The sequence below is a fragment of the Streptomyces sp. NPDC059037 genome (genome assembly GCF_042740015.1).
GTDB lineage: Bacteria > Actinomycetota > Actinomycetes > Streptomycetales > Streptomycetaceae > Streptomyces.
The window spans coordinates 1-18,682 of record NZ_JBHYIG010000110.1; the positions used below are offsets into that span (position 1 = coordinate 1).

The 18,682-nt window shown below is 70.5% G+C and carries 14 protein-coding genes; 8 read left to right on the forward strand and 6 right to left on the reverse strand.

The annotated features are described in order from the left end of the window. Window positions 1-44: 44 nt before the first annotated feature. Window positions 45-998 (reverse strand): heme o synthase, encoded by a 954-nt coding sequence (locus ACFWY6_RS22730; protein ID WP_361820896.1) that lies wholly within the window; start codon window positions 996-998, stop codon window positions 45-47. Window positions 999-1,398: 400 nt separating this feature from the next. Here ACFWY6_RS22730 and tkt point away from each other — a divergent pair, with 400 nt between their 5' ends. From tkt to pgl, 5 genes are read left to right on the forward strand one after another with little or no spacing between them, the layout of a single operon-like run. Next, a complete protein-coding gene (gene tkt, locus ACFWY6_RS22735; protein WP_384693229.1) occupies window positions 1,399-3,492 on the forward strand; it encodes a transketolase in 2,094 nt (697 codons plus the stop codon). Window positions 3,493-3,526: 34 nt separating this feature from the next. Further along, window positions 3,527-4,645, forward strand: coding sequence for a transaldolase (gene tal, locus ACFWY6_RS22740; protein WP_384693232.1), 1,119 nt, complete (start codon window positions 3,527-3,529; stop codon window positions 4,643-4,645). Next, complete coding sequence (zwf, locus tag ACFWY6_RS22745) at window positions 4,642-6,174, forward strand: glucose-6-phosphate dehydrogenase (RefSeq protein WP_360763959.1); 1,533 nt, start codon at window positions 4,642-4,644, stop codon at window positions 6,172-6,174. The genes tal and zwf overlap by 4 nt, the downstream gene beginning before the upstream one ends. Beyond that, window positions 6,171-7,214 (forward strand): glucose-6-phosphate dehydrogenase assembly protein OpcA, encoded by a 1,044-nt coding sequence (gene opcA / locus ACFWY6_RS22750; protein ID WP_384693235.1) that lies wholly within the window; start codon window positions 6,171-6,173, stop codon window positions 7,212-7,214. The genes zwf and opcA overlap by 4 nt, the downstream gene beginning before the upstream one ends. Next, the gene (gene pgl, locus ACFWY6_RS22755) at window positions 7,211-7,990 is read left to right on the forward strand and encodes a 6-phosphogluconolactonase (RefSeq protein ID WP_384693238.1); all 780 of its coding nucleotides are present in this window, start codon (window positions 7,211-7,213) and stop codon (window positions 7,988-7,990) included. Before opcA ends, pgl begins: the two co-directional genes overlap by 4 nt. An 84-nt stretch (window positions 7,991-8,074) precedes the next feature. On the opposite strand, the gene ACFWY6_RS22760 is transcribed toward pgl, so the two are convergent. From ACFWY6_RS22760 to ACFWY6_RS22780, 5 genes are all read right to left on the reverse strand, one after another. Continuing rightward, a complete protein-coding gene (locus ACFWY6_RS22760) occupies window positions 8,075-8,998 on the reverse strand; it encodes a carbohydrate ABC transporter permease (protein WP_266868303.1) in 924 nt (307 codons plus the stop codon). Continuing rightward, a complete protein-coding gene (locus ACFWY6_RS22765) occupies window positions 8,995-10,356 on the reverse strand; it encodes an ABC transporter permease subunit (protein ID WP_384693241.1) in 1,362 nt (453 codons plus the stop codon). Before ACFWY6_RS22765 ends, ACFWY6_RS22760 begins: the two co-directional genes overlap by 4 nt. Before the next feature lie 5 nt (window positions 10,357-10,361). After that, the gene (locus ACFWY6_RS22770; protein WP_384693244.1) at window positions 10,362-11,684 is read right to left on the reverse strand and encodes an ABC transporter substrate-binding protein; all 1,323 of its coding nucleotides are present in this window, start codon (window positions 11,682-11,684) and stop codon (window positions 10,362-10,364) included. Window positions 11,685-11,737: 53 nt separating this feature from the next. Further along, window positions 11,738-13,405: a glycoside hydrolase family 13 protein gene (locus tag ACFWY6_RS22775; protein WP_384693246.1), complete on the reverse strand. Its 1,668-nt coding sequence runs from the start codon at window positions 13,403-13,405 to the stop codon at window positions 11,738-11,740. A 199-nt stretch (window positions 13,406-13,604) separates the two neighbouring features. Next, a complete protein-coding gene (locus ACFWY6_RS22780) occupies window positions 13,605-14,870 on the reverse strand; it encodes an ABC transporter substrate-binding protein (protein WP_384693249.1) in 1,266 nt (421 codons plus the stop codon). A 124-nt stretch (window positions 14,871-14,994) separates the two neighbouring features. On the opposite strand from ACFWY6_RS22780, the gene ACFWY6_RS22785 reads away from it, so the two are divergent. The 3 genes from ACFWY6_RS22785 to ACFWY6_RS22795 all read left to right on the forward strand — a co-directional run bounded on the left by ACFWY6_RS22785 (window position 14,995) and on the right by ACFWY6_RS22795 (window position 18,642). Then, on the forward strand, window positions 14,995-15,510 hold the full coding sequence (locus tag ACFWY6_RS22785; RefSeq protein ID WP_384693250.1) for a PadR family transcriptional regulator: 516 nt from the start codon (window positions 14,995-14,997) through the stop codon (window positions 15,508-15,510). Then, the gene (locus tag ACFWY6_RS22790; RefSeq protein WP_384693253.1) at window positions 15,507-16,274 is read left to right on the forward strand and encodes an ABC transporter ATP-binding protein; all 768 of its coding nucleotides are present in this window, start codon (window positions 15,507-15,509) and stop codon (window positions 16,272-16,274) included. The genes ACFWY6_RS22785 and ACFWY6_RS22790 overlap by 4 nt, the downstream gene beginning before the upstream one ends. Window positions 16,275-16,347: 73 nt before the next feature. Then, complete coding sequence (locus ACFWY6_RS22795) at window positions 16,348-18,642, forward strand: ABC transporter permease (RefSeq protein ID WP_384693255.1); 2,295 nt, start codon at window positions 16,348-16,350, stop codon at window positions 18,640-18,642. Window positions 18,643-18,682 lie beyond the last annotated feature (40 nt).

An 18,682-nucleotide genomic window follows, 5' to 3' on the forward strand; every position in this document is an offset into this window, starting at 1 on the left:
GCGTTCAACACCACGTGCCCCGCCCGTCGGCGAAGCCTTGGAACTCAGCGCAGGAAGGGGTCCACCGCGACCGCCACGAACAGCAGCGAGACGTAGGTGATCGACCAGTGGAAGAGCCGCATCTCCTTGAGCTTGCCGCCCGTGACCTCGGCCTTGGCGCGGCTCTGCAGGCCGTGCGCCTCCCAGAGCCAGAAGGCGCCGGAGACGAGGGCGACCGCCGTGTAGAACCAGCCGGTGTAGCCGAGCGGCTGCAGCAGCAGGGACACGGCGACCATGACCCAGCTGTAGAGGACGATCTGGCGGGCGACCACCTTGTTCGACGCGATGACCGGCAGCATCGGGACGCCCACGCGCGCGTAGTCGTCCTTGACCTTCATGGACAGCGGCCAGTAGTGCGGCGGCGTCCAGAAGAACATGACGAGGAAGAGGATGACCGGCGCCCACGACATGGAGTTGGTGACCGAGGACCAGCCGATGAGGACCGGCAGACAGCCCGCGATACCGCCCCAGACGATGTTCTGCGAGGTGCGGCGCTTCAGGATCATCGTGTAGACGACCACGTAGAAGAGCAGCGCGCCCAAGGAGAGCCAGGCCGAGAGCCAGTTGACGGCCAGGCCGAACAGGAGCGTGGAGATCACCGCGAGCGAGATGCCGAAGACCAGGCACTCGCGGGGGCTCACCATGCCGGTGACCAGGGGCCGTTGCGACGTACGGTCCATCAGCGCGTCGATGTCGCGGTCGATGTACATGTTCAGCGCGTTGGCGCCGCCCGCGGAGAGGTAGCCGCCGACGCAGGTCAGCAGGACCAGCCACAGGTCGGGCACACCCTGCTCGGCGAGGAACATCACCGGAACGGTGGTGATCAGGAGGAGCTCGATGATCCGCGGCTTGGTCAGCGCCACGAACGCCATGACACGGGCCCCGAACGGCCGGTGGCTTGGGCTAGAGCTCGTCCCAATCGCTCCCGCTGGACGGGATTCAACGGCCGTCACGCACACCCCTGACAGAGACTTCCCAGCAAGCCACTTCGGAAGTTCGGACATGAAGATCCGGTAAAGGCTCGCGCGTACCACGCCACTGTAGACGTTGCCCATACCTCGCCCTTCGCGGGGGTGGGGTCGTGTTGAGCGGCGTGTTGGGCGCCCGGGAAACGCACGGGAACACGGTGCGACACCCGTTCAGATGAGCGGCCCGGCACTCGTTCATACAGTCCATCTGAGCGGCTTCGACTTCACATGGTGAACAGCGTGGATCCCTTTCGGGAGGCGGATCCCGGCGCACCCCGGCAGTCTGGAATGACTCGAAAAAATGCACGTCTTCACAGCGGTAGGCTCGACATCGGCCGGTGGGATCTCCATCGCCGGCATTCGACATTTTGGAGAGGAGCCCTGACTCAGGGTGAGCACCAAGCCGACCACCACTGACCTCGAGTGGACCGAACTGGACCAGCGGGCTGTCGACACCGCCCGCGTCCTGGCCGCCGACGCCGTACAGAAGGTCGGCAACGGCCATCCGGGTACGGCCATGAGCCTCGCGCCTGCCGCGTACACCCTCTTCCAGAAGGTGATGCGGCACGACCCCGCGGACGCCGAGTGGGCCGGGCGCGACCGGTTCGTTCTCTCCGCGGGCCACTCGTCACTGACCCTTTACATCCAGCTCTACCTGGCCGGCTTCGGTCTGGAGCTCGATGATCTGAAGGCGTTCCGCACCTGGGGTTCGAAGACCCCCGGCCACCCGGAGTACGGGCACACCACGGGCGTGGAGACGACGACGGGCCCGCTGGGCCAGGGCGTCGCGAACGCCGTGGGCATGGCGATGGCCGCCCGTTACGAGCGTGGCCTGTTCGACCCGGAGGCCGCCGAGGGCGAGTCGCCGTTCGACCACTACATCTACGCGATCGCCGGTGACGGCTGCCTCCAGGAGGGCATCTCCTCCGAGGCGTCCTCGCTGGCCGGGCACCAGAAGCTCGGCAACCTCGTGCTGCTGTGGGACGACAACCACATCTCCATCGAGGGCGACACGGAGACGGCCGTCTCCGAGGACACCATCAAGCGGTACGAGGCCTACGGCTGGCACGTCCAGCGCGTGGAGCCCAAGGAGAACGGCGACCTCGACCCGGCCGCCCTCTACGCCGCGATCCAGGCCGCGAAGGCGGTGACGGACAAGCCGTCCTTCATCGCGATGCGCTCGATCATCGCCTGGCCCGCGCCGAACGCGCAGAACACCGAGGCCGCGCACGGCTCGGCGCTCGGCGCCGACGAGGTCGCGGCCACCAAGCGCGTCCTCGGCTTCGACCCGGAGCAGAGCTTCGAGGTCGCCGACGAGGTCCTCGCGCACGCCCGTGAGGCGCTCGACCGCGGCCGTGACGCCAAGGCCGAGTGGGAGAAGGGCTTCGCCGCCTGGCGCACCGCTTCCCCGGAGCGCGCCGCGGAGTTCGACCGCATCGCCGCGGGCGAGCTGCCGGCCGGCTGGGAGGAGAAGCTCCCGGTCTTCGAGGCGGGCAAGGGCGTCGCGACGCGTGCCGCGTCCGGCAAGGTCCTGCAGGCGCTCGGCGCGGTCGTGCCCGAGCTGTGGGGCGGCTCCGCCGACCTCGCGGGCTCGAACAACACCACGATCGACAAGACGTCGTCGTTCCTCCCGGCGGACAACCCGCTGCCGGAGGCCGACCCGTACGGCCGCACGATCCACTTCGGCATCCGCGAGCACTCCATGGCCGCGGAGATGAACGGCATCGCGCTGCACGGCGGCACCCGCATCTACGGCGGCACCTTCCTGGTGTTCTCCGACTACATGCGCAACGCCGTCCGTCTCTCCGCGCTGATGCACCTGCCGGTGACGTACGTGTGGACGCACGACTCCATCGGTCTCGGCGAGGACGGCCCGACGCACCAGCCGGTCGAGCACCTGGCCTCGCTGCGCGCCATCCCGGGTCTGAACGTGGTCCGCCCGGCGGACGCGAACGAGACCACCGTCGCGTGGCGCGAGATCCTCAAGCGCTACACCAAGGTGTTCGGCAAGGGCGCCCCGCACGGCCTCGCGCTGACCCGTCAGGGCGTGCCGACGTACGACCGCGAGGTCACGGAGGGCGCGGCCAAGGGCGGTTACGTCCTGTTCGAGGCCGACGGCGGCAAGCCCGAGGTCGTCCTCATCGGCACCGGCTCCGAGGTTCAGCTCGCCGTCGAGGCGCGCGAGCAGCTGCAGGCGGCCGGCGTCCCGACGCGCGTCGTCTCGATGCCGTCGGTCGAGTGGTTCGAGGAGCAGACCCAGGAGTACCGCGACAGCGTGCTTCCGCCTTCGGTGAAGGCGCGCGTGGCGGTCGAGGCGGGCATCGGCCTGACCTGGCACCGCTTCGTGGGTGACGCCGGGCGCATCGTTTCGCTGGAGCACTTCGGCGCTTCGGCCGACGGCAAGGTGCTCTTCCGCGAGTTCGGCTTCACTGCCGACGCGGTCGCCGCCGCAGCCCGGGAATCGATCGACGCCGCTCAGCGCTGACGCCGACATACGACCAAGTAGGAGATGTAATCCCATGACAGACGCACTCAAGCGCCTCTCCGACGAAGGCGTCGCGATCTGGCTGGACGACCTGTCGCGCAAGCGGATCACGTCCGGCAACCTCGCCGAACTGATCGACCAGAGCCACGTGGTGGGTGTCACGACCAACCCGTCGATCTTCCAGAAGGCGATCAGCAGCGGTGACGGTTACGAGCAGCAGCTCGCCGACCTCGCCGCCCGCAAGGTCACCGTCGAAGAGGCCATCCGCATGATCACGACGGCGGACGTCCGTGACGCCGCCGACATCCTGCGCCCGGTCTTCGACGCGACGGGCGGCCAGGACGGCCGCGTGTCCATCGAGGTCGACCCGCGCCTGGCGCACAACACCGAGGCGACGGTCGCCGAGGCCAAGCAGCTCGCCTGGCTGGTGGACCGCCCGAACACGCTCATCAAGATCCCGGCGACCAAGGCGGGCCTGCCCGCGATCACCGAGGTCATCGGCAAGGGCATCAGCGTGAACGTGACGCTGATCTTCTCCCTCGAGCGCTACCGCGAGGTCATGGCCGCGTACCTGGCGGGTCTGGAGAAGGCGAAGGCCGCGGGCCTGGACCTCTCCAAGATCCACTCGGTGGCGTCCTTCTTCGTGTCCCGCGTGGACACCGAGATCGACAAGCGCCTGGACGGCCTGGGCACCGACGAGGCCAAGGCCCTCAAGGGCAAGGCGGCGCTCGCCAACGCGCGTCTGGCCTACGAGGCGTACGAGGACGTCTTCTCCTCCGACCGCTGGGCCGCGCTCGACAAGGCGCAGGCCAACAAGCAGCGTCCGCTGTGGGCCTCGACCGGCGTCAAGGACCCGGCGTACAAGGACACCCTGTACGTCGACGACCTGGTCGCGCCGAACACGGTGAACACCATGCCGGAGGCCACCCTGGAGGCCACCGCCGACCACGGCCAGATCACGGGCAACACCGTCGCCGGCACGTACGACGCGTCGCGCGGCGAGATCGAGGCCGTCGAGAAGCTCGGCATCAGCTACGACGACGTCGTGCAGCTTCTGGAGGACGAGGGCGTCGACAAGTTCGAGGCGTCCTGGAACGACCTGCTCAAGTCCACCGAGGCGGAGCTCAAGCGCCTCACCCCTTCGGAGGGCTGACCATCTTGTCAAGCAGCAATCCGCTGCGTGACGCCGCAGACCGACGGCTCCCGCGTATCGCGGGGCCGTCGGGCCTGGTCATCTTTGGCGTCACGGGCGATTTGTCCCGTAAAAAGCTGATGCCCGCTGTCTATGACCTCGCCAACCGAGGCCTTCTTCCGCCGGGCTTTTCCCTGATCGGTTTCGCCCGCCGCGAGTGGCAGGACGAGGACTTCGCGCAGGAGGTGCACGACGCGGTCAAGCAGCACGCGCGCACCCCCTTCCGCGAGGAGGTCTGGCAGCAGCTCATCCAGGGCATGCGCTTCGTCCAGGGCAACTTCGACGACGACACCGCCTTCGAGCAGCTCAAGGCCACCATCCAGGACCTCGACAAGGCGCAGGGCACGGGCGGCAACTTCGCCTTCTACCTGTCCGTACCGCCGAAGTTCTTCCCGGACGTCGTCCAGCAGCTCAAGAAGCACGGGCTCGCGGACGCCCCCGAGGGGTCCTGGCGCCGCGCGGTCATCGAGAAGCCCTTCGGGCACAACCTGGCGTCCGCCCAGGAGCTCAACTCGATCGTGCACGAGGTGTTCGACCCGGACCAGGTGTTCCGGATCGACCACTACCTGGGCAAGGAGACCGTCCAGAACATCCTGGCGCTGCGCTTCGCCAACCAGATGTTCGAGCCGATCTGGAACCGGTCGTACGTCGACCACATTCAGATCACCATGGCCGAGGACATCGGCATCGGCGGCCGCGCCGGCTACTACGACGGCATCGGCGCCGCCCGTGACGTCATCCAGAACCACCTCCTCCAGCTGATGGCGCTGACCGCGATGGAGGAGCCCGCCTCCTTCGACGCGGACGCGCTCGTCGCCGAGAAGGCGAAGGTGCTCGGCGCCGTCAGGCTGCCCAAGGACCTCGGCGAGAGCACGGTCCGCGGGCAGTACGCGGCGGGCTGGCAGGGCGGCGAGAAGGCCGTCGGCTATCTCCAGGAAGACGGCATCGACCCCAAGTCGAAGACCGACACCTACGCGGCCATCAAGCTGGAGGTGGACAACCGCCGCTGGGCGGGCGTCCCCTTCTACCTGCGCACGGGCAAGCGCCTCGGCCGTCGTGTCACGGAGATCGCGGTCGTCTTCCAGCGCGCCCCGCACTCCCCCTTCGACCACACGGCGACCGAGGAGCTCGGGCAGAACGCGATCGTCATCCGGGTCCAGCCCGACGAGGGCATCACGGTCCGGTTCGGCTCCAAGGTGCCGGGTACGTCGATGGAGATCCGCGACGTGTCCATGGACTTCGCGTACGGCGAGTCCTTCACCGAGTCCAGCCCCGAGGCGTACGAGCGCCTGATCCTGGACGTCCTGCTCGGCGACGCCAACCTCTTCCCGCGCACGGAGGAGGTCGAGCTGTCCTGGAACATCCTCGACCCGATCGAGGAGTACTGGGACAAGCACGGCAAGCCCGCGCAGTACCCGGCAGGCACCTGGGGCCCGACCGAGGCGGACGAAATGCTCGCACGAGACGGACGGAGCTGGCGTCGGCCATGAAGATCGACCTTACGGACACCACGTCCAGCAAGATCAACAAGGCGCTCGTGCAGGGCCGCCGCGCGATCGGCACACCGGCCGTCGGCATGGTCCTCACCCTCGTCATCGTCACCGACGAGGAGAACGCCTACGACTCCCTGAAGGCCGCCAACGACGCGTCGCGCGAGCACCCCTCGCGCACCCTGGTCGTCATCCGGCGCGCCGCGCGCTCGCCGCGTGACCGCACGACGTCGCGGCTCGACGCCGAGGTGCGGGTGGGCGCGGACGCGGGCACCGGCGAGACGGTCGTCCTGCGGCTCTACGGCGAGGTCATCAACCACGCCCAGTCGGTCGTCCTGCCGCTGCTGCTCCCCGACGCCCCCGTGGTCGTCTGGTGGCCGGTGAACGCCCCGCTCGACCCCTCCAACGACCCGCTGGGCGCCCTGGCCCAGCGCCGCGTCACGGACACCTACGCCGCGGAGCAGCCGATCCACGAGCTGGCCGCGCGTGCCGAGGCGTACCACCCCGGCGACACGGACCTGTCCTGGACCCGGATCACGCCGTGGCGTTCGATGCTCGCGGCCGCCCTCGACCAGGTCACCTGCAAGGTCACATCGGTCGAGGTGGAGGGCGAGGAGTTCAACCCGAGCTGCGAGCTGCTCGCGATGTGGCTCGCGGACCGCCTCGACGTCCCCGTGAAGCGTTCGATCTCGACGGGCCCTGGACTGACCGGCGTACGCATGGAAACCGACTGCGGTCCCATCGTGCTCGGCCGCTCCGACGGCTCGCTCGCGACGCTCTCCGTCCAGGGGCAGCCCGACCGCGCGGTGGCGCTCAAGCGCCGCGAGACGGCCGAGCTGATCGCCGAGGAGCTGCGCCGGCTCGACCCGGACGACACCTACGCGTCCGCCCTGAAGTTCGGCGTGGAGCGGCTCGGTGAGCCGGTGAAGCAGCCGGCGGGGAACGCGGCCGAGCAGCCCGCCGGCGAGCAGTCCGGCGACGAGCCGAAGAAGGCCGCCCCGGCGAAGAAGGCCCCGGCCAAGAAGGCGGCGGCGAAGTGAGCGCGGCCCCGCAGCTCGTCGTCCACCGCGACAAGGAGCTGATGGCGCAGGCCGCGGCGGCCCGCCTCATCACGAAGATCGTCGACGCGCAGTCCGCCAGGGGCTGTGCGTCGGTGGTCCTCACCGGCGGCCGCAACGGCAACGGCCTGCTTGCGGCGCTCAGTTCGGCCCCGGCGAAGGACGCGGTCGACTGGTCGCGCCTCGACCTGTGGTGGGGCGACGAGCGCTTCCTGCCGGACGGCGACCCGGAGCGCAACTACACCCAGGCCAAGGAGGCGCTGCTCGACTCGGTGCCGCTCAACCCGGCCCGGGTGCATCCGATGCCCGCGTCGGACGGTGTGTACGAGGCGGACGCGGCCGCGGCGCAGTACGCCGCCGAGCTCTCCGCGGCGGCCGGGCCCGAGGACCACGGTCCGGTGCCGACGTTCGACGTGCTGATGCTGGGCGTCGGCCCGGACACCCATGTCGCCTCGCTCTTCCCGGAGCTGCCCGCGGTCCGCGAGACGGAGCGCACGGTGGTCGGCGTGCACGGCGCGCCCAAGCCGCCGCCCACCCGCATCACGCTCACCCTCCCGGCGATCCGGGCGGCCCGCGAGGTGTGGCTGCTCGCGGCGGGCGAGGACAAGGCGAACGCAGCGGCGATCGCCCTCTCCGGAGCGGGCGAGGTGCAGGCCCCCGCGGCCGGCGCCTACGGGCGGTCACGCACCCTGTGGCTGCTCGACGCGGCGGCGGCCTCGCAGCTGCCGCGCGATCTGTATCCGCCGGCTTCGCCCTGACGCCCGCGGCGCGTCGTGCGTACGGGCAACTCCCGCACGTGCAGGCAACTCCCGTAAGTGCAGGCAATTCCCGTACGTACGGGCTCACTTGACGGAGCCCGCCATCACCCCCTGCACGAAGTGCCGCTGGAACGCGAAGAACACGACCACCGGGACGACCAGCGAGAGGAACGCGCCGGGCGCGAGCACATCGATGTTGCTGCCGAACTGCCGGATCTGCGACTGCAGTTCCACGGTCAGCGGCTGCGAGGCGCTGTCGGCGAAGAGCAGCGCCACCAGCATGTCGTTCCACACCCAGAGGAACTGGAAGATGGCCAGGCTCGCGATGGCAGGACGCCCCACCGGCAGCACGAGCCGCGTGAAGATCCGCCACTCCGTCCCGCCGTCCATCCGGGCCGCCTCCAGCATCTCCTTCGGCATCTCGGCGAAGTAGTTGCGCAGCAGGAAGATGGCGAACGGCAGTCCGTAGGCGACGTGGAAGAGCACCACGCCCGGGATGGTGCCGAAAAGCCCCAGCTCACCGAAGAGCTTGGCCACCGGAAGAAGGCCGATCTGCATCGGCACCACGAGCAGCGCCACCACGAGCAGGAACAGCGGGTCCCTGCCGGGGAACTCCAGCCAGGCGAAGGCGTACGCGGCGAGGGCCGCGATGACGACGACGAGGGCGGTGGCGGGCACCGAGATCAGGACGGTGTTCCAGAACGCCTGCGTCATCCCGGCGTTGCCGAGCAGCGCCGAGTAGTTGTCGAAGGACAGCTGCGCCGGGCTGCTCAGGGAGGTCCACCAGCCGCCGCTCGCGTTGTCCTGGGCGGAGCGCAGCGAGGAGAGGAAGAGCCCGGCGAGCGGGGTGATCCAGACAAGGGCGACGACCACGAGGAACGCCTGGACCAGGCTGCTGCCGAGCCACCGGCCGATCCGGCCCTTGGGGCGGGGGCGGGTGGCCGGTGCGGCGGCCGCCGGTTCCTTGTCCGGCGCCACGGCCTGCCGTTCGGGAGTGGTGACGGTCATGACTGACTCCTGCGGAAGCGGCGGACGTTGAACACCATGGCGGGGATCACCAGGAGCAGCAGGAGCATGCCGAGCGCGCTGCCGAGGCCCTGGTTGTTGCCGCCGCCGAAGGAGACCAGCCACATCTGGGTGGCGAGGACCGTGGCGTCCTCCTGCACGGGCCCCGGCGCGATGATGTAGACGAGGTCGAAGACCTTCATCACGTTGATCACCAGGGTCACAAAGACCACGGTGAGGACGGGCGCGAGCAGCGGCACGGTGATCCGGCGGAAGACCTGCCACTCACTGGCGCCGTCCATCCGGGCCGCCTCCAGGGCGTCGCGCGGCAGCGAGGCGAGCCCGGCGCCGATGAGCACCATGGCGAAGCCCGTCCAGATCCACAGATACGCGCCGATGATGGCCGGGGTGACGAGGGCGGGCCCCAGCCAGGAGACGCCTTCGTAGGGCGCGGCGAAGTTCTCCGCGGGCAGCCGCACGCTGTACGCCGCACCGGGGTCGAGGTCCGTGAAGCGGAAGGAGCCGTCGGCGCCGGTGGTGGCGCTCGCGACCGTCTTGCCGCCCCGCACCGCCTCGACCTGCATCTGCGGCAGTCCGCTCTCGGCCCGGTCCGTCTCGCCCTGCTTCCCTCCCCCGCCGGGCACGAAGTCCAGGTAGACGACGCCGCGCAGCTCACTCGCGCCGGCCGTCCGCCCGGCCGCCGCGTACGCGGGCTCGGCTTCCTCGGGCAGGTCCTTGGGCGCGACGCCGACCAGGCCGAGACCGACCGTCTGGCCGGGGGACGCGGCGGCCGTCGTACGGTACGAGCCGTCGGCGCCCTTGGTCAGGCCCTGGCCGTCACGGGCACGCGCGGTCGGATAGGAGGAGGTGCCCTCGAAGGCGTCGTGCACACCCACCACGGCGGCGTTCAGGACACCCTTCTCGGGGTCCTCGTCGTACGCGAGCCGGAAGATGATGCCCGCGGCGAGGAACGAGACTGCCATGGGCATGAAGAGCAGCAGCTTGAACGCGGTGGCCCAGCGGATCTTCTCGACCAGGACGGCGAGGATCAGGCCGAGCCCGGTGAGCAGCGTCGGGGCGATGACCACCCAGATGACGCTGTTGCGGATGGCCTTGAGCGTGGCCGGGTCGCGGAACATCTCGGTGTAGTTGTCGCCGCCGACGAACTTCGTGCCGGAGGCGTCGAAGAAGCTGCGTCCCGCCGAGAACAGCACGGGGTAGACGACGAGGGCGCCGAGCAGGAGCAGGGCGGGCAGCACGAAGACGACGGCGATGACCCGCCCGCGGCGCCTGCGCCGGGCGGCCTCGGTGGCGGCCGGGGGCCCGGCGGAGGTGGCGGAGGTGGCGGAGGTGGCGGTCACGGCGATCAGCCCTTGTCGGCCTTGGCGGCCGCGGCCTCGAGCCGCCGCGCCGTGGCCTTCGGGTCGGACGGGTCGCGCAGGAAGTCCTGGAGGAGCTTCCACTCGCCCATGCCCTTGGTGCCGCCGAAGGCCGCGGGGGCCTGGTCGGACATGTCGAAGCGGACCGAATCACCGGCGCCGACAAGGGACTTGGCGGTCTCGCGGGTGACGTCGTCGCCGTACGACGCGAGGTCGACCTTCTTGTTCGGGGAGAGGAAGCCGCCTGTCTCGGCCCACACGGCCGCCGCCTCGGGGGTCGCCAGGTACTCCAGGAACTTCATGGCCCCCTCCTGGTTCTTGCCGTCCTTCAGGACGACCGCGGCGTCACCGCCGCTGACCACGGGTGCCTTGCCGCCGTCGACCGCGGGGAAGGGGAAGAAGTCGGCGTCCGTACCGATTTTCTTGTCGAACTGGTCCTTGGCGACACCGGCCACGAAGTCGCCCTCGTAGACCATGCCCGCCTTGGGCTCGGGCCCGAAGACCTTCTCGACGGAGCCCGGGAAGTCGGTGCTCAGGGCCTCCTTGCGGCCGCCGGCGATCAGCTGCTCGTCCTTGAAGAGCTTGCCGAGGGTGGTGAGCGCGTCGACCACGGACGGGTCGGTCCACTTGATCTTGTGCGCGGCAAGCCGGTCGTACTTCTCGGGCCCGGCCTGCGAGAGGTAGATGTTCTCGAACCAGTCGGTGAGGGTCCAGCCGTCCTGCCCCGCGACAGAGAAGGCGGCGAGCCCCGAGTCGGAGACCGTCCCGCCCGCCTTGAGCATGTCCTCGTACGTCTTGGGGGTCTTGACGCCCGCCTGGTCGAGGGCGTCGGGGCTGTACCAGACGGTCGACTTGTGCGCGGCCTTGAAGTACAGGCCGTAGAGGGCGCCTTCGACGCTGCCGTACTTCTTCCACACGCTCGCGTAGTTGGTGTCGACGGCCTGCTCGGTCTTCTGGGACAGGGGCTTGAGCCAGCCCTTCTCGGCGAACTGCTTCAGGACGCCGACCTGCGGGACCATTACGACGTCGGGGGCGTTGCCGCCCTCGATCTTGCTTCCGACGACGGTGGAGACGTTGTCACCGGTGGAGACGAACTGGGCCTTGGCCCCGGTCTCCTCGCCGAAGGCGTCGAGCACCTTCTGGAAGTTCTTCTGCTCGCTGCCGGACCAGACGCCGGCGACGGTGATCGTCTGGCCGTCGAGCGACTTGTCACCGCCACCGGCGCTGACGTCGCCGCCGCCGCAGGCGGTGGCGCCCATGGCCAGGGCGAGGGCGGTGCAGCTCGCAAGCGTGATACGTCGTCGCATCATCGTTGATGTCCCTTCGGGGGCAAAGGAGTTGACGGTCTATTGGGGGGCGGAGGTCAGGGGTTGGTGCAGTCGCTGATCCACCAGGCGGCGGTGGAGCCGGGCAGGACGCCGGTCGGGCACGGACCGCTGGAGAGCAGCGGGGCGCCGGAGACGGGCGCGGGCACCGGTGCCGTGCCGAAGTTGACCGCGCACACCAGGCCGTCGCCGCGCACGAAGGCGAGGACCCCGGGCGGCGTCTGCAGCCAGCGCAGCGCTCCCTCGCCCAACTGGGGCAGCCCGGCGCGCAGTTGGAGTCCGTCGCGGTAGAGGTGCCAGAAGGAGCGGGTGTCGGCGAGCGCCCGGTCGGTGGCGTGCTCGGCGAACCACGCGGGCTGCGGCAGCCACGGCTTGGCGCCCTCCGCCCCGGAGGTGAAGCCGAACGGCGACGCGTGCCCGGACCACGGCAGTGGCACCCGGCAGCCGTCGCGGATCCGGGCCCGGCTTCCGGTGCGGTGGAAGATCGGGTCGGTGAGCACCTCGTCGGGCAGATCGTCGACCTCGGGAAGGCCGAGCTCCTCGCCCTGGTAGATGTACGCGGCTCCGGGCAGCGAGAGCATGAGCAGCGCCGCGGCCCGCGCCCGGGTGGCGCCGAGGCCGCTGCCCTCGGTGCCGGACTCGCCGTACCGCGTGACCGTGCGGACCTGGTCGTGGTTGTTGAGCACCCAGGTGACCGTGGAGCCCGTGCCCGCGATGTCCCGCATCGCCTCGTCGATGACCTTGCGGAAGGCGTCCGCGTCCCAGGGCGCGCCCAGCAGGTCGAAGAAGAACGCCTGGTGGAGTTCGTCGGGACGTACGTACTGGGCGTGCTCCCGGGCGGTCGGCACGGAGACCTCGCCGACGAGGAGGCGCTCGTGGCCGTCGCGCGCGGTGTACTCCTCGCACACGGCCCGCCAGTGCCGCCACACGTCGTGCACCTCGGGCTGGTTCCAGGCGAGGGGGTTGACCGAGTCGCGGGTGCGGGCGTCGGCCTCGGGGTCCGGCGAGTCCGGCAGGTCGGGGTGCTTGAAGAGCCCGGCGGCCACATCGATGCGGAAGCCGTCGACGCCCCGGTCCAGCCAGAACCGCAGCGCGTGGTCGAAGTGGGCGCCGACCTCGGGGTTGCGCCAGTTCAGGTCCGGCTGCTCGGGCGTGAACATGTGCAGGTACCACTGGCCGGGGGTGCCGTCCGACTCGGCGACACGGGTCCAGGCGGGGCCGCCGAACATGGCGTGCCAGTTGTTCGGCGGCTCCTCGCCGTGCGGGCCGCGGCCCTCGGCGAAGTGGAAGCGGGCGCGCGCCGCGCTGCCGGGCTCCGCGGCGAGCGCCTCGCGGAACCAGTCGTGGTCACTGGAGCAGTGGTTGGGGACGATGTCCAGGAGCACCTTGACGCCAAGGCGGCGGGCGTCGGCCATCAGCAGGTCGAACTCGGCGAGGTTGCCGAAGATCGGGTCCACGTCGCAGTAGTCGGCGACGTCGTAGCCGTGGTCGTGCTGGGGCGAGGGATAGAAGGGGCTCAGCCAGATGCCGTCGACGCCGAGCTTCTTCAGATACGGCAGGCCCGCGCGGACCCCGGCGAGATCGCCGATGCCGTCACCGGTGCTGTCCAGGAAGCTGCGGACGTACACCTGATAGATCACTGCGTCCCGCCACCAGTGGTGCGGGTGGAGGCGCGCGAGGCCGTCGCCGGCCGGGACTGTGAGCATGACCCGTTGACCTGTCTACGTGAAGTGCGTGAAGTGACCGCGACCCGAGCGGTTATGCATGCATGTTAAGTAGGCATGTCGCAGAGGTGTCAACGAGTAGACAGAAAGCGGGGATGAATTGAGGTGTTATGTCCAGAGTTTTCGGTGCGCCTGAGGCCTCTGAAGCTCGCCTCAGATACCTAACATGTAACTAGGGCAGCTAGCGGGAGATGGCCGCAAGCTCCCGCGCAAGGCGCCGCACCGCCGCATCGGGCGACTGATTCCCGGCCATGGCGTCATGCACGGCGGCCTGCACCGCCAGGCTCACCTGGTCGTAGCGGGGGCTCTTGGGGCGCGGCGCCGCCGCGAGCACGCTCGCCCGCAGCGTCGGCAGATACGGGAACTTCCGGATGAGACCGGGGTCCCGATAGAGCGCGGCCCGCACGGGCGGCAGCGCGCCCCGCGTGAGGACCTGCCGCTGCACCTTCTCGCCGGTGAGATACGCGAGAAGGCGGGCGGCGGAATCGGGGTGCCGCGCATGCGAGCTGACGGCGAGGTTCGAGCCCCCGAGCACACTCGTCCCCGGGCCATCGGCCCCCGGCAGCTGTACGGCGCCGACCTTCCCCGCGACCTCGGACTTCTCGCCGGACGCGCTGACGTACGCGTACGGCCAGTTGCGCAGGAAGAGCAGCCGCCCGTCCTGGAAGGCCTGCCGGGACTCCTCTTCCTTGTACGTCAGGGCCCGCTTCGGGATCCAGCCCTCGCGCACCCCGCGGGCCAGGAACCCGATGCCCTCGCGGCCCGCCGTGGAGTTCACGGTGACGCGCTCGCCGTCGTCGCCGAGGATCGTGCCGCCCGCCGAGTAGACCGCCTCGGCGGCGTTCACGGTGAGCCCTTCGTAGGGGAGGAACTGGCCCGCGTATCCGTCGAGTCCGTACTTGGGGGCGATGGTCTTCGCCGCCCGTTCGAGCTCGGCCCAGGTGCGCGGCGGCGCGATGCCCTCCTTGGCCAGGACGTCCTTGCGGTACAGGAGCAGCCCGGCGTTGGTGACGTAGGGAACCGCGTACAGCTTCCCGTCGTACGTCGCCGTGTCCACGACCGGCGGCAGGAAGCTCTTCAGCGGGAAGCTGTCGCGCCGCAGCGGGGCGATCCAGCCGGCGGCGGCGAACTCCGAGGTCCAGGCCACGTCGATGTTGAGCACGTCGAAGCGGCTGCTGTCCGAGCGCAGATCGGTGGTCATCTGCGCATGGGTCTCGTCGGCGGAGTCCGGCAGTTCGACGAGGGTGACCTTCTCGCCGGGGTGGGTGCGGTTCCAGCCCTCGAGGAGCGGTCCCAGATAGCCGGTGAGATCGCCCGCGGTCGCCAGCGTGAGGGGGCCGCGTCCGTCGCCGGGTGCCGTGTCGGACCGGGTTCCCGATGCGACGTACCCGGACAGGATCACGGCGATGACCAGGAGTCCCCTACCCGCGGCACGTATCCACCGCATAGGTTCCTCCCTGTACACCGGCGCCCGGCACCTTCGCCATGCGTCAGGGGCCATGTATACCCGTTAGGTATGGGCGATACTAGGGCCTGGAGCACAATACGAGGATGCGAGGAGGAGAGCACGAGTGCGGCTGCCCCTCCTTGCTCTCCTGGCGAGAGGCCCGGCCCACGGCTACGAGCTCAAGCAGGACCTTGAGCAACTCCTCGGCTCCGCGTACCCTCAGCCGAACGTCGGCCAGATCTATGTGACGCTCGGCCGCCTCGAGAAGTCGGGACTGATCGAGGGCGAGGAAGTCGAGCAGTCGAGCCGGCCCAACAAGAAGATCTACCACCTCACCGACGCCGGGCGGGAAGCGCTGCACGCCTGGTACGAGGAGACGGCGGACGAGCCGCGGGTACGGGACGAGTTCTTCATGAAGCTCGCGCTCGCCCCGCGGACCGGTCTCGCCGACCAGATCGCCCTGATCAACAGACAGCGGCGCCAGTACCTGAACACCATGCGCGATCTGTCGAAGCTGTCCGCGGCCGAGAACCGGGACAACCGCATATCCCAACTGCTGATCGAGGGCGCCATGCTGCATCTGCAGGCCGACCTCGACTGGCTCGAGCGGTGCCAGGAAGAGCTGGAGGAACAGGAGTGAACGACCGTCCCTCCGTGCCGTCTCCCGTGCCTCCCCTCCTTGAGGCCGATGGCCTGGTCAAGACCCACTACGGCGAGGGCGCACCCGCCCCTGCCGTACGCGGTGTCGATCTCTGCATACGGCAGGGCGAATTCGTCGCCGTCACGGGACCTTCCGGCGCCGGGAAGTCGACCCTGCTGCATCTGCTCGGCGGGCTCCAGCGGCCGGACAGCGGCAGCATCCGTCTGGACGGCGAGTCCACCGACTCCTACAGCGAGGCGCGCTGGGCGGTGGAGCGCAGACGCCGGATCGGCATCGTCTTCCAGTTCTTCAACCTCGTGTCCAATCTGTCGGTCGCCGACAATGTGGAGCTGCCCGCGCTGCTCGCCGGGACCTCGCCGAAGCAGGCGCGCGCCGAACGCGAGGAGCTCCTGGCCGAGCTCGGCCTTCAGGGCAAGGAGCGCAGCATGCCGGGCGAGCTGTCCGGTGGCGAGCAGCAGCGCGTCGCGCTGGCCCGCGCCCTGGTCAACCACCCTTCCCTGCTCCTGGCCGACGAGCCCGCGGGCAGCCTGGACAGCAAGGGGACGCGCGAGGTGATGCGCCTCCTTTCCCGCTTCCACCGGCGCGGTCAGACGATTGTGCTCGTCACCCATGACGCACGGCTCGCGAGCTCCGCGGACCGCGTCATCAGCTTCTTCGACGGCCGGATCGCCGACGACGCCGAGCTCGGCGGCACACTGCCGCGCGGCACCGGCATCTCCGGCGTGCTCGAACTGAAGGACTGACCCCACGTGCACGCCCACCCGCCGACGCGCCGCCCCGCCGTACGACGCACTCTCGGGCAGAGGGGCTGACGACATGCGGGCCACCCTGCGCTGGGCGCACGCCGATCTGCGGACGCACCGTGGCGAAGCCCTGTTCATCGTGCTCGCCACCGCCGGGATCGTCGCCTCGCTGCTCCTCGCATCGGCGCTCTTCGGGTACGCCACCAACCCCTGGCAGCGCGTCTTCACCCAGTCACGGGGCGCCCATGTCTGGATCCACACCGGGGCCTCCACCGACGCGGGCCGCCTTGCCCGGCTCGGCGGCGTCGAGTCCGTCTCCGGGCCGTACCGGACCGCCGCGACCGCCGTCGAGTCGCACGGCGCCCGTGCCTCCGTCGAACTGCGCGGAGCCACCGGCGCACCGCCCGCCACCGGGCGGCCGCTGCTCACCTCGGGCCGCTGGCTCGACCCGGCCACTCCGGACGGCGTCGTCCTCGAACACGGCCTCGCCCGCGCGCTGTGGGCCGAGCCCGGCGACACCCTGAAGCTGCCCGGCACCGCACGCACCCTGACCGTCCTCGGCGTCGCCGAAAGCGCCGAGCCCAGGTACAGCCCCGGGGAGCGGTCCGGACTCGTCTGGGCTCCCCCGTCCGTCGTGCAGCGGACCGAGGGACGCTCGGGCCAGGTCGTCGGCCTCCGCCTCGCCGACCCCGGCGACACGGACTACGCGGTGCAGCGCGCCGTCACGACCCTGGGCGCCGGAGCGGTCACCCAGGTCTCCCACTGGCAGCAGGCACGCGCGGAGGCCCAGGGCGGCAACCGGCTGCTCGGCCAGGTGCTCGGCCTGTTCGGCCTGGGCGCCCTGGTGGCCGCCGCCCTCGCCGTGTACGGCGCCATCGACACCCGGATCCGGGGCCATCTGCGCGACATCTCGGTCCTGAAGGCCATCGGCTTCACCCCCGGCCAGGTGGTGCGCAGCTTCCTCGTCCAGCATCTGGCGTACGCCCTGCTCGGCGCGGCGGTGGCGACGGCTCTGATCCAGACGCTGGGCAGCCGCGTCCCGGGGCGGCTCGGCGACGCGGTCGGCGTGTGGCAGGGGCTGCCCGAGCATACGGCTGCCCTGTTCGGGGTGCCGGCCGCCGCGGTCCTCTTCATCGGCGCCATGACGGGGCTCGCCGCGTGGCGGGCCGGGCGGGTGCCGTCGGTGCCGGTGCTTCGGGCCGCGGTGGCGCCCGGCGGGCGTCTGTCCGGCGTGGCGCGCGGGGCACTGGGGCTGCGGCTGCCGCCCGCGCTGGTCCTCGGCTGGCACAAGGCGTTCACGCGGCGGCCGCGCTCCCTGTCCGCGATCGCCCGCCTCGCCCTGCCGCTCCTGCTGATCGTGGTCGCGCTGAGCGCCTGGACCACCATCGACCGGTTCCACGACAAGCCCCAGGAGCTCGGCCTCGCCGCGGCGCTCACCGCCCGCGCCGACGAGGACCTGACCGACTCCGGGGCGCGGGCTCTGCTCGCCGGAAACCGGCAGGTCACCGGGGTCCATCCGGGCATCGAGGTGGCGGCCCTCGTCCCCGGCCAGACCGGCACCATCGCGCTGCGCGGCCTGGGCACGCACCAGGACCCGTACCCCTTCACGCTGGCCGATGGCCGCCCGGCGCGCGGCCCGGACGAGGCGGTGGCCGGACAGGGGCTCCTCGACGCACTGGACGTACGCGTCGGTGACTGGGTGCGGATGACGGTGGGCGGGCGCCCGCAGATCCTGCACATCGTGGGCCGCAACATCGAGCCGGAGAACAGCGGCCGGGTCATCTCCACCTCGCTCGACACGCTGCGGGAGAACGACCCGAAGCTCCGGCCCACGCTCTACCAGCTCCAGCTGCGCCCCGGCGCGGATCCCGCAGCGGTCGGCGCGGAGCTGACGAAGACCTCGCGGGGACAGCTCGACGTCCAGGCCGTGACCAACCCGGCCGACGGGCTCTCGCCCCTGCGCTCGGTGGTCATCGGTCTGATCGCCGTCCTCGCCCTGATCGGGCTCATCGAGCTGCTGACCGCGATCGGCGGCACGGTGCGCGAGGGGGAACGGGATCTGCTCGCCCTCAAGGCGATCGGCCTGTCGCCACGGCAGATCACGGCGGTCGCGGTGACGGCGACGGGCTGCACCGCCCTCGCCGCCGCGCTCACCGCCACGGCCATCGGGCTGCCCATCGCGCACTGGCTGATCGACGCCCAGGGGCGGTCCAACGGCATCGGCGCCGGCATCGCCCGGATGCCGTCCCCCGCTCTGCTCATGCTCTTCGGCGCGGCCGCGGTCCTTGGAGCCGCGGCGCTTGCCGCGCTCCCGGCGTCGCGAGCGGCCCGGCGCCGCCTCGCGGACACGCTGAGCGCGGTCGCCTGAGGCGGCGGGGGGCCGAGGGGTCACCCCGAACCGAGGTGAC